Genomic DNA, 15,497 nt, shown 5'->3' on the forward strand with positions numbered 1-15,497 from the left:
TTTTTGAGGATTAAAAGTTTAATGTCATTCCACCACTGATCACTTTTAGCGGAGGGAGGAATCCTGAGAACTTAAACTCGGGATCACCTGCTTTGTAAGATGTAAATGTGAGTAGGTTTTGACATTGAATAAAAAGTTTACATTTTACATTAGTGGTCGCTTGTAACGGAATATCATAGGAAAGTGATATGTTTTTTAGTCTGATAAAAGAGCCGTCTGTAATTACAGCATCGCTTTCTATGTATCTATAATAAGCGCTTACCGCAGCACCATTTAGTCCCGTAGTGTGCAGTTGCGAACTGCTTTGATCCCCAATTTGCTGCCAAGCATCACCACTAGTGTTGCTTTGGTTTACTTGACCACCTCCCGGAACATTTGAAATGTAATCGTAATTGTCTCTTTTTACGAACTGAAATAAAAAATCCAATTGCCAATTTTTATAGTCCAATTGGTTTTGGATGCCTCCAAAATATTTAGGAGATAAGTCCTTGCTAATTTGCTTGTCGCCTGCTGTTATGCTTCCATCCCCATTTAAATCTACAAAATCGTATAATCCTGTTTGTGGATTAACACCTTTGCTTTGGTATAATTTTACAATATCAATGGATTGTCCAATCACATACCGATTTGCAAAAGTGGAACCTGAAAGATTCGGAAAAGAAAGTAGTTTATTTTTTGCAACGGCCACATTGAAGTTTGTTGACCATTTAAAAGAGTTTGAATCAATATTTAGGGTTCGTACGGAAAATTCAAAACCTGAATTTTCAACGGTAGCATCAAGATTCGCATTCAATGACAAGAAACCTGTTGTAGCTGGCATAGGAATACCCACCAATTGATCGGACGAACGATTCTTATACAACGCTAGCGTACTAAAAATTCGGTCTTTAAAAAAACCAGTTTCTAAAGCTAATTCTAGTTTACGATTGGTTTCCCATCCAAAATCGGCATTATAAAGTCGTGTAGGTTGTAACCCAATTATGCCCTGATAATTAGCACCAGTTGTACCGTAGGTATCATAAAATTGATAATCTCCAATTTGATCATTGCCCGTAGTTCCATAACTAAAACGGAGTTTTCCAAAACTCATTTTACTATTTTCTGGATTGAATTTTTCTTTGCTAAAAATCCATGCAGCACCAATAGCACCAAAATTAGCATATTGTTTGCCTGGTCCAAATCGGCTAGAGCCATCTCGACGACCTGTAAAGTTTAAAAAGTATTTTTCGTTGTAACTGTAATTAACGCGACCAAAAAAAGCTTGATAACGGTATAAAAAGATATCGCTATTGGTTGTGTTTTTTGTAATTGCAGATGCTAAGTTATTAATCAGATTGTTGTTTGCAAAACCAATACCCGATTGGAATAGGCGTTCTGTGCGTTGTTGCTGGCTTGTCATCCCCAGTAGTACATCAAATTTGTGGTTTCCAAAAGTTTTGAAACCTCTTATTTGTGGCTCAATAATCCATGATTGTCTGCTGGTATGGTTTAAGTATAGTAAGGAATTGTCACTCCCAACTTCGTAAACGGGATTGTAAATCGTGGATGGTATCGTTCTGACTTCTTTGGTTTTTAAATCGGTAAAACCAAAGTTTGATTTTATTTCTAAACCTGGAATTAGTTCATATGACAACACACTGTTGGCCACCAAGTCATTGGTGTTCGCACGGTAGGTGCTATTTAGAGGTGCCAAAGGATTTTCGAAGGTATCATTTTCCCAATTCAGATTTCCATTTGAATCGTAGAGTGCGGGAGCGTTTGGTGCCAAATAACGCGCTGTTAATGTCAAATCTGTCGCTGCTTGTAGATTATCTTGCGCCGTGTAATTTCCCGAAAAAGAGATTTTGAATTTCTTATCTAAAGAAGTGTGGTTTATTGAGCTAAGAATACCGCCTTTAATATACCTAAAATCTCCCGGAAGGACTGTTCCCTCGGTTCTGTAGTTCCCACTAATCAAGAATTGTGTTGTTTCACTGCCACCAGAGATACTAGTTCTCAAATCATTAATTGTTGCTGAACCGCCTAATAATTCCTTTTGCCAATTAGTATATCGGGTTTGATCCCAAGCCCCATTTACATCATAATCAGTATCCGAGATTGGAATTCCATCATTGATAAATGCTTGTTTACGCATCGATAAATATTCCTCCGTATTCATAAGATCTACAAATTTTGTCGCTGTACCAACGGCTGTTGAGGCCGTTACTGAAATGTTTGTTTTACCTGATTTTCCTTTTTTTCTAGTAATTAAGACCACACCATTTGCTCCCCTTGAGCCGTAAATTGCAGTCGCATCGGCATCTTTTAATACTTCGATGCTTTCAATGTCATTGGGGTTAATACTGTTGAGCGGGCTGGCTTGGCTTGGTAATGCTGTTGAAGTGTTTGTGCTACCTATGGACTCGTTTGAATAGGGAACTCCATCAATAATGTATAATGGTTCATTCCCATCAAGACGAATGCTGTTGCGACCTCTAATTTTAATTTGGAAACCACCACCAGGAGTTCCCCCATCTTGAATGATATTGACACCTGCCATTCTTCCTTGCATTGCGGCTAATACATTTGTGACAGGTTGCTTGTCGATATCTTTTGCAGTCATTCTTGCAATGCTACCGGTTTGCTCTTTTTCTTTAATAGAATAATATCCGGCATTTATTACGATTTCTTTTAAAGTCGTTGCATCTTCAGTCAATTTTACATTGATAGTTACTTGATTTGCAACTACAATTTGAATCGTTTTATAGCCTAGATAGGAAAAAACCAAAACATCATTCGCCGCTGCTAGTATAGTGTAATTGCCGTTTTCATCAGAAAATGCTGTTGTTGGCTTATTATTAACCTTTATGGTTACCCCAGGAACTGTGCTGGTATCATCGGTAATTTTACCTTTGATAGATCGTGTTTGCGCATTTAATCCTGTTATGAAGCACAGGAAAAGGATGCAGTACAGTTTGGACAGTTGTGTTGTTGTCCAAAACTTCAAAAATGATTTTTTTTTCATACTTTTGAATTGGTTTAGTTAGACTTCGGTTTAGTTTGCTTTGGTCCTCTATTCGTCCGCCAAGAAGAGTTAGAGGGCCTTTTTTTTGTGATTAGCCTCGAAAGCGCTAAGGCATAGATTTTATTTTTTATTAAGTCATAGGCGTTATCTGTATTTTATTAGGTGTTGTCACATCTAAGCAAGCCGTGTGATGTGAAAATAAATAGTTATTTTTCTTAGTTATTGCTGTTTATATAAAAGCATTGGAACCATAAAGCCAACAAATTATCAGTGTAATTAAAGCTAGAATTAAAGTAACTTTTATAGTTTTATAGTATTTCATGTTTTTGTTGTTTGTTTCCTGTTTTTCAATTTATTATTTCGATTTGCGCTATTACTGTTACCACAAACCTTGAGAACACTCTTTTTTGGGTGCAAAGGCGTTTGAATTTAAGTTGTTTTTTTAGGAAAGTACACTGCCGTTGCCAGTTGCAGCCCAACGCAGGCAGTGCGTTTCCAAACTAACTAATTCAATTAATTGATTGATTTACGATACTGTAAAAAAGAAGATTTGCTAAGAATAAAAGGGAGTAACTTTTGCGCATAAAAAATGGCATGGAACTCAGCTTACTGCCCTTGAGGTACTGGTATACCGTGCAACAATAAGTGAGCCCACGCCATGGGACGTGAGCATCTTACTTATCATCTAGTTGCAAAAATTACCAGTTTTCAAGAGCTAGATTCTAAGCGAATGCTTCAATATTTTATTTGAAGGATCGCAAAAATACAATTCATTTCTGAATAGGAAACAAATATAGAAATATTTTTTAAATACTGGCATATATCCCAACAATATTTTTATTAATAAAATGGAAATTGCTTGAAAACATATTAAAATGGAATTTAATGCAGATTTACAAAAATATATAGGAAGAAGAATTTCTGAAATAAGATTAAAGAATAACCAAACTCAACAGGACATTGAATTTTTGACTGGTATTGATTCTGCAGAGGTAAGTAAGTATGAAAGTGGTAAACGAAATTTAACGCTAAAAACTTTAATGAAGTTTGCTAGAGCTTTACAAGTTCATCCTAAAGAATTGTTTGATTTTGAATTTGATATTAAAAAATACCGAGTTGATGAGTAAACAAAAAATAAGAATTTGAAAGATGCCTAAGCATCTTTCAAATTCTTATTTTTTAATGAGGAAAACCGTAAAAAATAGTAGAAGTGGTTTTGTATATTTCATTAATAGTAATATTATCTCTAAATTAGCAAAGTGAAAATATGGGTGACAATACTATCGTTTATTGTGCTGTTTCTTTCAGCAGTACCATGCTCTGCATACGCTAAACATTCAGAATGTAGTATGGAGAAAAGCTGTGAGAATGATTCTCATGAATGCGGTAATGATTGTAACGGAAAGTGTTCTCCATTTTACACATGTGGGACTTGTGTTGGATTTACAATAAATTGCAGTACTTTTTACTTTGTTCAAAAACCTGATTTTAATTCAGATATCGCCATCGCGATAATATCATACGATAAGTTTGTTAATTCTTCCTACATCTGCAAAATCTGGCAACCTCCTAAAATTTCTTAATATATTACTTGTTTTAAGTTGCTTGATGCTAAAATCGATGCAACATTATTTTATATATTAATATTAAGAAATTATAAATGTTTAAATATTTTTTATTGATTGTGGCAATAGCGACTATTGGCACTGCACAAGGGCAGAATAAATTTAAAACCGTTGTTAAAGATTCTGAAACCAATGAACCGATTGCAGGTGTAACTGCCAAAATTGAAGTTTTGAATCTAGTATCTGTATCCGATCCTAATGGGTTTATTACTTTTGAAAACGTTCCTGATGGAGCACATACCATATCATTTTTCATTGATGGTTATAAGGAGCACACACAATCATTTCAAATGCCGTTTATAGGCGAACTTCTTGAAATATCATTAGAAAGCGAAGCGGAAGAGATGGATGAGATTATAGTGACTTCAACCAGAGGCACGCGAACTATTAGTAACATTCCTACCAGAGTGGAATTCATTGCTGGAGAAGAATTGGAAGAAAAAGCCAATATGAAACCTGGAGATATACGAATGATGCTTAATGAAAGTACAGGTATACAAACACAGCAAACCTCTGCAACTTCAGGAAATTCATCGATTAGAATCCAAGGACTAGACGGAAGGTATACTCAAATATTAAAAGACGGTTTTCCTGTTTATTCTGGCGCTTCAAGTGGATTGGGTTTATTACAAACCCCACCGTTAGATTTGAAACAGGTTGAGATAATTAAAGGTTCTGCTTCTACTCTATATGGTGGTGGAGCAATCGCAGGTTTGGTAAATCTTATATCAAAAACACCTACAAAAGAAAGAGAATTGCGTTTTTTACTTAACGGTACGTCGGCACTTGGGTTGGACATTAATGGTTTTTATTCTCAGCGATTTAATAAAATAGGATTGACCGTTTTTGCATCGCATGATAGAAATGCACCTTATGACCCTGCGGACATTGGCCTAACGGCTATTCCAAAGTTTGAGCGTTTTAATTTTAATCCAAAAATATTTGTTTATTTTAATGAAAACACAAAACTTGATTTTGGTGTAAATGCTGTTTTTGAAGACCGTATTGGAGGCGATATCGATTATATAAATGATGAAAGCGGTCATCCTGATAGTTATTTTGAAAAGAACAAAACCAGAAGATTAAGTACTCAATTTGTAATTACACATAAGTTTAATGAAAAAGAATTATTGACGGTACGTAATAGCTTTAATAATTTTAGTCGTGCAATAAACATCCCTGATTACACCTTCGATGGTTTGCAAAACAGTACCTTTTCTGAAATTACATATTCTTATAATGGCAATGTATCTGAGTGGGTTACAGGAGCTAATTTATATACAGATAATTTTTCTGAAAAGGAAATAACATCTTTTCCTTTAAGAAATTACAGTCAGATAACGTACGGAGCTTTTGTTCAAAATACTGTAAAAGCCAAAGAATGGCTTGATATTGAAACTGGTTTACGAGGCGATTATTTTATTGATTATGGATTTTCGCTTTTGCCAAGAATTTCAGCATTATTTAAAATCAGTAATAAACTTACGTCAAGACTTGGTGGAGGATTAGGTTATAAAACACCAACCATCTTTACGGAGGAAAGTGAGCGTATACAATACCGAAATGTTCTTCCCATCAATAGTGATTTTAATACTCTTGAAAAAAGTTATGGTGTTAATTTTGACGTTAATTACAAAACAAATATTTCCGAAGAGATATTACTTTCTTTTAACCAGTTATTCTTTTATACAAATGTAAATAACCCTCTAATTCTAACTCCTGTGCCAAATGAAATCTATCAGTTTGTAAATGTTGATGGCTATTTAGACACCAAAGGAACTGAAACAAATATCAAATTAGGATATAAAGATTTCAAACTATTTCTGGGTTATACCTACACAGATGCTTCAATAGACAATAATGGTATAAAATCTCAAAATCCTTTAACAGCAAAACATAGACTTAATAATGTTTTGATGTATGAAGTGGAAGATAAATGGAAAGCAGGTTTGGAGGCGTATTATTATAGCCCGCAAAAATTAAATGATGGTTCTACGGGAAGAGATTACTGGATTTTCGGTTTTATGATTGAGAAATTATGGGAAAACTTTTCTATCTATGCGAACTTTGAGAATTTTACAGATACCAGACAAACGAAATTTGGAAGTATCTACAGTGGTCCAATTACAGACCCAGTATTTAAAGATATCTATGCTCCTCTAGATGGATTTGTAGTAAATGCAGGAATTAAAATAAAACTATAAATATCGCCCAAAATAATACTAAAAAACAACTAATGAAAATAAAAAATAATATCGACAAACTCGGATTAAGCGGCATTATTATAACTGCTTTTTTATCACCTTGTTGTTTTCCTCTTTTTGCTTTTGGAGCATCAGCTTTAGGCTTGGGTAATTTTGAATTATTTGGTGGTTGGACATTGTGGGTTTTTCAAGCAATGGTTTTAATTTCGATTGGAGGGCTTTATATTTCTTATCGAAAGCATCTTTGCCTTTATCCTTTAATGATAGCAATTCCGAGTGGTGTAATAATATTTTATGCTTATCTTTTCAGTAAACTTCAAAACTCAACTTACTTGATTTACGCAGGAATGTTTGGGTTTTTTATAGCAACTGCTGTAAATTATTATCGCAACAAACTGCATGGAAATTGTAAGGCATGTGCAATATATGAAGGAAAAAAAGTAGAATTAGAATCAACTATTACATGCCCAAATTGTGGTCATAAAAAAACAGAAATGATGCCTACAAATGCTTGTGAATTTTTTTTTGAATGTGAAAATTGTAAAACAAGATTGCGTCCACTCGAAGGAGATTGTTGCGTGTATTGCAGTTACGGAACTGTGAAATGTCCCCCAATTCAAGCTGGTTCTGGTTGTTGTTAATTAGTCCTACCGATAACAGCTATCGTTACGAGCGGACAAGAACAATGAAATCTGTGTTGAACGGAACTAGAGGTAGTTTTAAAAAGAGAAATTTCTTAGCCAAAGCTATATCCCATTTGTTTCAACACCTTTCGATTTTTGTGTAGATGGATTTTTTTGATTGTTATTTCAGACAAATAAGCCAATTTTGTCTGAAGTAACAAATATTTAGTATGATTCTCATAAAAATACCCCCCAAATAGTGTCTAACTTTTGAGGGGTATTTCATATTTGGAGCGTTTTTTTTTATGATATTTTAAAAATAAGTCGAAATCCCAATGTTAAACCCAGCAGTAGTTGCAGGAGGGTTTCCTAAAATATCGGTTTGTTTCTGAAAGCGATAATTTAGTCTAAAAACAGTCTGTGAGGTAGGACGGAAACTTAACGCAGGCATGATGCTCCAAATATCTTCTCCAATATTTCCACCGGTCTCTTTAAAAGTCCCTACGTTCCAGTCTACATATTCTACTCGACAAGCGATGTTTAATACCGCGTTTTCCCATCCTAAAATGTTTTTTTTAAGAATTGGTTGAACTACATCCATAAAGCCACCAAACTGTTTGTTTCCAAATTGCTGTCCGTATGTTTTCGGAACATCTACTTTAATCCATGCCCATTCACCTGTTATAAATGTTTTTACTTTTGGCAAAGTAGTGTTAAAGTCTATTGCAAAAACATCAACACGTCTTTTTTCGTCTATTATTACCCCATCATCTTGATACTTATTGAAGACCCCTCCCATATAGGATAGTCCTAACTCCCCAATTTTACTGTTTCGAATAGCAATTTTACCAGTAAATAACGGTGTACCACTATTTATTTCTTCAAAACGTTCCGGATTGTTTTTGGCAGCTGGTAGAAAAGTTTTGTTCTCTGTATTTTCAATTATCGAATTATCGAAACTTCCTGAAAAATAAGCTTCATATCCAATCATCCAATTGTTCGAATATTTTTTTCCAAAAAGCCCAGCCCCAGCATTGCTAAAAGTGCTCGGTAACATTTGTGTTGCTGAAATGGGTCTATCGGTAAATTCCCATTTTGGACCATCATGATTCTGATTGAAAGCCCCAATAGGATTCATGATTATTCCTCCTCTAAAATTAACCAAGGGATTAAATTCAACATCGACAGAGGCGAATTCTATAGCGATTTCCTTTCCACCTTCTTCAAATTCGATCTCGCTTAAAAATTTCACACGTTTGCTGATTGCCGATGACATAAAAATGGTTAATCGTCTGGCTTGAAATTGATGTCCTTCGGAAACGCCATCGGTGGAAAGGCGTTGCCAATTAGCTTCCAGATAACCTCCAACGGCTATGGGTGTTTTTCCAATATTTAAAAAAGGACGATTATAAACAGCATCCATATTTAAAGCTTGTTTTGTACTGTCTTTAGACGTCCTTTTTAGTAAAACAGGGTCGATTTGTGAATAGAAATTTATAGAAAATAAAAATGTTATGAATAGGAGTTTTAGTCTCATTTTAATGATATTTTAAGGGTGCCGTTATCTATTATGATCGGAAAATTTCGTAAATTTCTATCAGCCGGGCCGTTTTCTAAACTTCCTTTGTTGCTAAATTCACTTCCATGTGCCGGACATTGTAATTTATCTCCAAAAACCTGCAGTTCTGCTCCTTGATGAGTGCATTGCATAAATAGTGCGCTATAATTATTCGCGTCAAAACGATAAACACAAATAGGATGGGTCAGTTTTTCGTTTTGTATGATTACGTATTTTTTATATTCTATGATTCCCTTATTTTTGATTTCAAAATCAGTCAATGGAACTAGAATATCTGAACCTTTTATCTCTTTTTCCAAAATTTTAGATGTGCTGCAGCTTTGTAATAAAGTAAGAGTTGAAATTCCTGCTAAACAACCAAAACCACATGTTTTTAAAAAATCTTTTCTGTTCATAATTACAATGATTTTATAAATTTTAGTAATGCCTCTCTGTCTGATTGTGAAAGATTTTGATAGCCTGTTTTACTGTTGTTTGCTTCGCCACCATGCATTAAAATGGCACTTTCAATACTATTTGCTCTACCATCGTGCATTAAGAAATAGTTCCCTCCTTGTGCGTCTTCAGAAAGCCCTATTCCCCATAGTGGTGGTGTTCTCCATTCGTAAGTTTTTGCGCTTCCTTCAGTATAACCATCGTCTAAACCGCTTCCCATATCGTGTAATAACAAATCGGTGTAAGGAGCGAATGTTTTATTTGAAAGGGCCTTAATAGGTGAATAACCTGTTTTCAATTCAGATTTATGACAGCTTGCGCAATTAATTTGGTTAAAAATGGTTGCTCCTTGTTTAACAACTGCATCACCTTGATTGCGTTGAATTGGTGCTTTTAATGTTTGCAAGTAAAAAACAACGTCGTTTACGGTACTTGTCGCAATTTCAGGATCAATTTCCAGATTAGTATAAACGTCAATAGGATTAAATATAGAGGTAATTCCGATGTCTTGGTTGTAAGCATTTACGGTTTGGTGCAATAAATCAAAAGCCGCGGCTTTTTTGCCAAAACGGCCTATATATTTTCCGTTTTGAGAAACAGCATTTGATGTTGGGATTACAAAGTCAGGAATGTCTATCCAGTTTGGAACACCCGATATTCCATCGCCATTAACGTCATTAGGATCTGCCATTGCCAGGATAGTTGCATCTGTAACAGATTCTAAAAATCCTAAACCTGTATTTGCTGGTGGCGTAAATTTAGCAAAAGTAGCTCCAGATGGGATTTGTTCGGGTAAAAATCCGGGTAGCGATCTATTTTGTAATTGTGGGCCACCTTGGTTTAGGAACAAGTTTCCTGTTTCATCAATTTGTCCAAAACGGGTAAGTGTGGTAGAGGGGTGTCCTTTACCGTCGCCAGCATGACAACTGATACAGCTTGACGCAACAAAGGTAGGACCAAGTCCTGTTTCACGGGTAAAAACCTCATTGAATGCCGCATCACCTTTTAAGAAACGTGCTAACTCTTCATGGGAGAGCCCTTCAACGGTTCCATCTAAAACTTCATCATCAGCAGGAATTTCAGTATAATTTTCATCACAAGATGTGAATAACAGGATCAAGAGTATTGGTATAACCCAAAAAAAAAAGTGTATTGTTTTCATTTGCATAAATTAAATTTTAGGCAAAGCTAAATAAATATTTCGTATTAAATAAAAATATAATAATAAAAATTAATTAATCCCTAAATCATATAAATTTTATTGTTACTTTTGTATTAGTGAAATGGATGAACCTCATACTATCAATTTATCTAACAGCACTTTCATTTTTGCCTTGTGCTGATTTGGAAGTAAATAGTTTGGTACATACATCAAAGGAACTTTCCTCCTATAAAGAAAACCATTCCCACAATAAAGAAAAAGATTTGTGTTCTCCTTTCTGCGCTTGCAATTGTTGTGGAGTGCAAATATTAAGTCATTTTCCAATTAAATTCGATTTTCCTTTAATTTCTGCGGTTATAAAAACCAAAGAGCCATTCTATAAATCTATTTTTGCTTCCAATTTCTTCGGAAGTATTTGGCAACCGCCTCAAATAGCATAATGATGCCCGAGTAATTTCGGGTTAGAAAATTGTGACCTTTTCACAAATAATGGCAAATATTCTATTTGCTGATTTCTAATTCATTATAATATTTCAATGTTAGACAAAATCATACAATTTAGTATAAAGAACAAGTTCATTATACTCTTATTTACCCTTGTGCTTATAGCCTGGGGAAGTTATTCTATTAAAAATTTACCGCTGGATGCCTTGCCAGATGTAACTAATAATCAAGTACAAATAATTACTACTGCCCCTACTTTAGCAAGTCAGGAAGTAGAACAATTAATTACCTATCCACTCGAACAAGCTGTAAAAACGATTCCAAAAGTAATTGAATTACGAAGCATTTCTCGTTTTGGATTATCTGTGGTAACTGTTGTTTTCAAAGACGATGTAGATATATATTGGGCAAGAGAGCAAATTTTTCAACGCTTAAAGCAAGCTGAAGAAAACATACCTAAATATGCAGGTTCTCCAGAATTAGGACCTATTTCTACAGGTCTAGGAGAAATATATCAATACGATGTATATGCCAAAAAAGGCTATGAAGATAAATACGATGCCGTAAAATTACGAACCATTCAGGATTGGATTATCACTCCACAATTACAGGGTATTGAAGGTGTTGCCGAAGTCAGTACCTGGGGAGGAAAATTAAAACAATACGAAGTGGCTATTAATCCAAATAAACTAAATAGTTTAGGAATAACCATTACCGATATTTTTGAGGCTTTAGAAAAAAATAATCAAAACACAGGCGGTGCTTACATTGAAAAAGACCAATACTCTTATTTCATTCGTGGTGTTGGTATGGCTACAGGCATCAAAGATTTAGAAAATATAGTGGTTGCCAATAAAAACGGTGCACCTATTTTAATTCGAAATGTAGCCGAAGTTAGAGAAGGTGTAGCACTACGTTATGGGGCATCTACTAAAGACGGAAAAGGAGAAATTGTATGTGGAATGGCTCTTATGCTAAAAGGAGAAAATTCAAGTGCAGTTGTCAATAGAGTAAAAGAAAAAATGGATCAGATCAACAAAACTCTTCCAGAGGGAGTGGTTGCTGAAGCTTTTATCGATAGAGGAAAATTAGTAGATAGTGCCATAGGAACTGTTACTAAAAACCTATTGGAAGGTGCATTAATAGTAATATTTGTATTGATCTTATTTCTTGGAAATCTTCGTGCAGGACTAATTGTAGCATCTGTAATTCCATTATCAATGCTTTTCGCTGTGATTTTGATGAATACCTTTGGAGTAAGCGGAAATCTAATGAGTTTAGGAGCAATCGATTTTGGAATTATTGTCGATGGTGCGGTTATAATTGTCGAAGCAACAATGCATCATTTGCAAAAACTCAAAAGAAAAAAAGATTTATCCCAATCTGAAATGGATGAAGAGGTATATCAATCGGCTTCCAAAATTAGAAACAGTGCCGCTTTTGGGGAAATAATTATCTTAATCGTGTATTTGCCAATCCTGGCATTAGTTGGCACAGAAGGTAAAATGTTCCGACCAATGGCAATGACAGTAGGATTTGCAGTAATAGGTGCATTTGTTATGTCTTTAACTTATGTACCAATGATGAGTGCGATGTTCTTATCCAAAAATACAGAACACAAAACCAATTTTAGTGATAGAATGATGGCTTGGTTCGAGGGAATATATACCCCGTTTTTAGAAAAAGCATTGCGTTTCAAAAAAGCAGTTTTGGCAATTTCATTAGGTCTATTTGTATTGGCGCTAGTAATTTTTCAAAATATGGGTGGCGAATTCATTCCAACAATTGAAGAAGGAGATTTAGCCTTAAATGCTACAATTATGACCGGAAGTTCGCTTTCGCAAATGGTAAAAACAACCACAGAATATGAAAAAATTCTAAAAGCTAAATTTCCCGAAATTAAAACCATAGTAACCAAAATTGGAAGTGGTGAAATTCCAACGGATCCAATGCCTATAGAAAGTGGGGATATGATTATTGTACTTAAAGACAAAAGTGAATGGACAGGTGATTACGACAATTGGGAAGATTTAGCCAATGCAATGAAAGAAGAAATGGAAGCCATTCCAGGTGCTAATATTGAAGTTTCACAACCAATTCAAATGCGATTCAACGAGTTAATGACCGGAAGCCGAAGTGATATAGCCATTAAAATTTTTGGTGATGATTTAGAAATTTTAGATACTAAAGCCAAAGAATTGATTGCTAAAGTCAATAATATTGAAGGCATTGGAGACTTAAAAGCAGATAAAGTAACAGGCTTACCGCAAATTACTGTAAAATACGATTACAATAAAATTGCATTATATGGTTTGAATATTACCGATATCAACCAAATCATCCGCTCTTCATTTGCAGGAGAAAGCGCAGGTAAAATCTATGAAGAAAGCAAACGATTTGATGTAGTGGTGAGAATGGATGCAGCTAGCCGAACAGATATTACAGATGTGAGTAATCTATTTATTCCTTTACCAAACGGACAACAAGTACCACTATCACAAGTAGCAACGGTTTCTTATGAGCAAGGCCCTGTTCAGGTTTCTCGTGAGAATGGTAAACGTAGAATTACTGTTGGATTAAACGTTCGTGGTCGAGATATAAAAAGCGTTGTCGAAGAAATTCAGGCTAAACTTGATAAAGATTTCAAACTTCCCCCAGGTTATTATGTTACTTATGGAGGACAATTCGAAAACTTGATTGAAGCTACTAAAAGACTTTCGGTTGCTTTACCTATTGCATTAGCATTAATAATGGTGCTGCTATATTTTACTTTCAATAGTATGAAACAATCTTTGCTAATATTTACCGCCATCCCATTATCAGCCATTGGAGGTGTTTTCGCACTATGGATGAGGGGAATGCCTTTCAGTATTTCGGCAGGAATTGGATTTATAGCCCTTTTCGGAATCGCAGTGTTAAACGGAATTGTATTGATTTCTTATTTCAATCAATTGAAATCTGAAGGAATAACCGATCCATTACAAAGAGTTTTAATGGGTACAAAAACACGGTTACGACCTGTTTTAATGACAGCTGCTGTTGCGTCTTTAGGATTTATGCCAATGGCATTATCCACCAGCGGTGGAGCTGAAGTACAAAAACCATTGGCAACGGTTGTTATTGGAGGATTATTATCGGCTACATTATTGACGTTGATTGTTTTACCAATACTTTATTTATTGTTTGAAAAAGGAATTAAAGCAAGAAGAAAAATAAAAACACCAATCGTTACCCTAATAGTTTTATTGATAAGTAGTTTTTCTTTTGCTCAAAATAGCCAGCCTATTTCATTACAAAAAGCTATCGAAATTGCAAAAACCAATAATATTGATTTAAAGATTGCTGATAAGGAAATTGAGAAACAAACGGTTCTGAAAAAGACAGCATTTCAAGCAGATCCTTTGCAAGTGCAATATCAGGGTGGGCAATTCAATAGTAAATATTATGATAGCAATGTTTCGATACAGCAGTATTTTCCAATTGGAAGAATTACAAAAGCCAATCGTCAATTGCAGGAAGAATTGGTGAAACTAGCTGAAAAACGAAAAGCATTATCCGAATATGAAATCGAAAAAGCAGTAACAATCGCCTACTATCAATATTTATATGGTGTTTCTGTACAAAAACTAAATGCAGATTTATTGGAAATTTATTCTAAATTCCTAAAGAATGCAGAACTACGTTTTGAAACAGGCGAAAGCGGAAAAATTGAAGTAATCAGTGCCAAAGCAAAGTCAAAAGAAATAGAAACACAGCAAGCGCAACTCGAATTTGATTTGGCAATTTACCAAAAACAATTACAATTTTTTATTCAAACGGAAGAGAATATTGTACCCGATAGTACAACGCCAATGCAATATTCATTTCAACCGAATGAAAACCAATCCAAAGTAGAAACGTTGGTAACCGATTATTATACACAGCAAATTTCGGTGTATCAAAAAGAAGCCAATACTTTTAAAGCATTGCGAACACCAAAATTAGGATTAGGTTATTTTGGACAAACCATTGATACCAAATCTTATTTTCAAGGGTTTACGGCAGGTTTACAAATTCCTTTATTTGGTGGGGTAAATTCAGCTAAAGCTAAAGCATCTGCTATCAGTATTTCGCAATCCCAATTAGAATTAGACAAAAATAAATTGACTTTGAAATTACAAATGCAGGAATTGAAAAATGATTTCGAAAAGCAACAAAAAGCATTAGATTATTATCAAAAGGAAGGTTTGCTATATGCAGAACAAATAATTGCAACGGCTCAAAAAAGTTATGCCAATGGTGATATGAGTTATTGGTATTACATCAGTTTTTTGAATCAGGCTATCGACATCAAAAAGCAAAATGCCGAAGCTACCAATGCTTATAATCAAAGTGCTATTCAATTGCAATTTCCATCTATTTCTAACAAATAAAATTTCTCA

Annotated in this window: 9 protein-coding genes and 1 pseudogene; 6 read left to right on the forward strand and 4 right to left on the reverse strand. The window is 34.7% G+C overall.

What is annotated here, in order from left to right; genetic code table 11:
• Nucleotides 1-10 precede the first annotated feature (10 nt).
• On the reverse strand, nucleotides 11-3,004 hold the full coding sequence (locus tag G9Q29_RS12185; protein ID WP_166137775.1) for a SusC/RagA family TonB-linked outer membrane protein: 2,994 nt from the start codon (nucleotides 3,002-3,004) through the stop codon (nucleotides 11-13).
• 875 nt (nucleotides 3,005-3,879) lie between these two features.
• Between G9Q29_RS12185 and G9Q29_RS12190 the strand changes: the two genes are divergently transcribed.
• The 4 genes and pseudogenes from G9Q29_RS12190 to G9Q29_RS14895 all read left to right on the forward strand — a co-directional run bounded on the left by G9Q29_RS12190 (nucleotide 3,880) and on the right by G9Q29_RS14895 (nucleotide 7,474).
• Nucleotides 3,880-4,131, forward strand: coding sequence for a helix-turn-helix domain-containing protein (locus G9Q29_RS12190; protein WP_113634439.1), 252 nt, complete (start codon nucleotides 3,880-3,882; stop codon nucleotides 4,129-4,131).
• Between the two features lie 533 nt (nucleotides 4,132-4,664).
• The gene (locus tag G9Q29_RS12195; protein ID WP_113634441.1) at nucleotides 4,665-6,833 is read left to right on the forward strand and encodes a TonB-dependent receptor; all 2,169 of its coding nucleotides are present in this window, start codon (nucleotides 4,665-4,667) and stop codon (nucleotides 6,831-6,833) included.
• A gap of 32 nt (nucleotides 6,834-6,865) precedes the next feature.
• Nucleotides 6,866-7,204, forward strand: a pseudogene (locus G9Q29_RS14890) (MerC domain-containing protein); the annotation flags it as partial.
• 51 nt (nucleotides 7,205-7,255) lie between these two features.
• The gene (locus tag G9Q29_RS14895) at nucleotides 7,256-7,474 is read left to right on the forward strand and encodes a DpnI domain-containing protein (protein WP_244199275.1); all 219 of its coding nucleotides are present in this window, start codon (nucleotides 7,256-7,258) and stop codon (nucleotides 7,472-7,474) included.
• A 295-nt stretch (nucleotides 7,475-7,769) separates the two neighbouring features.
• Here the strand turns inward: G9Q29_RS14895 and G9Q29_RS12205 are convergent, their stop codons facing one another.
• From G9Q29_RS12205 to G9Q29_RS12215, 3 genes are read right to left on the reverse strand one after another with little or no spacing between them, the layout of a single operon-like run.
• Entirely contained in the window at nucleotides 7,770-8,993 is a 1,224-nt protein-coding gene (locus G9Q29_RS12205; protein ID WP_166137778.1) for a hypothetical protein, read from the reverse strand.
• Entirely contained in the window at nucleotides 8,990-9,430 is a 441-nt protein-coding gene (locus G9Q29_RS12210; protein ID WP_086455349.1) for a QcrA and Rieske domain-containing protein, read from the reverse strand. Before G9Q29_RS12210 ends, G9Q29_RS12205 begins: the two co-directional genes overlap by 4 nt.
• Before the next feature lie 2 nt (nucleotides 9,431-9,432).
• Nucleotides 9,433-10,632: a di-heme oxidoredictase family protein gene (locus tag G9Q29_RS12215; protein WP_131910603.1), complete on the reverse strand. Its 1,200-nt coding sequence runs from the start codon at nucleotides 10,630-10,632 to the stop codon at nucleotides 9,433-9,435.
• A 125-nt stretch (nucleotides 10,633-10,757) separates the two neighbouring features.
• On the opposite strand from G9Q29_RS12215, the gene G9Q29_RS12220 reads away from it, so the two are divergent.
• Together G9Q29_RS12220 and G9Q29_RS12225 are read left to right on the forward strand one after the other, a co-directional pair.
• Entirely contained in the window at nucleotides 10,758-11,072 is a 315-nt protein-coding gene (locus tag G9Q29_RS12220) for a DUF6660 family protein (protein ID WP_225872936.1), read from the forward strand.
• Nucleotides 11,073-11,168: 96 nt separating this feature from the next.
• Nucleotides 11,169-15,488, forward strand: coding sequence for a CusA/CzcA family heavy metal efflux RND transporter (locus G9Q29_RS12225; RefSeq protein WP_086454895.1), 4,320 nt, complete (start codon nucleotides 11,169-11,171; stop codon nucleotides 15,486-15,488).
• The last annotated feature ends 9 nt before the right edge of the window (nucleotides 15,489-15,497 follow it).

Source organism: Flavobacterium turcicum, assembly GCF_011365745.1.
GTDB classification, from domain to species: domain Bacteria; phylum Bacteroidota; class Bacteroidia; order Flavobacteriales; family Flavobacteriaceae; genus Flavobacterium; species Flavobacterium turcicum.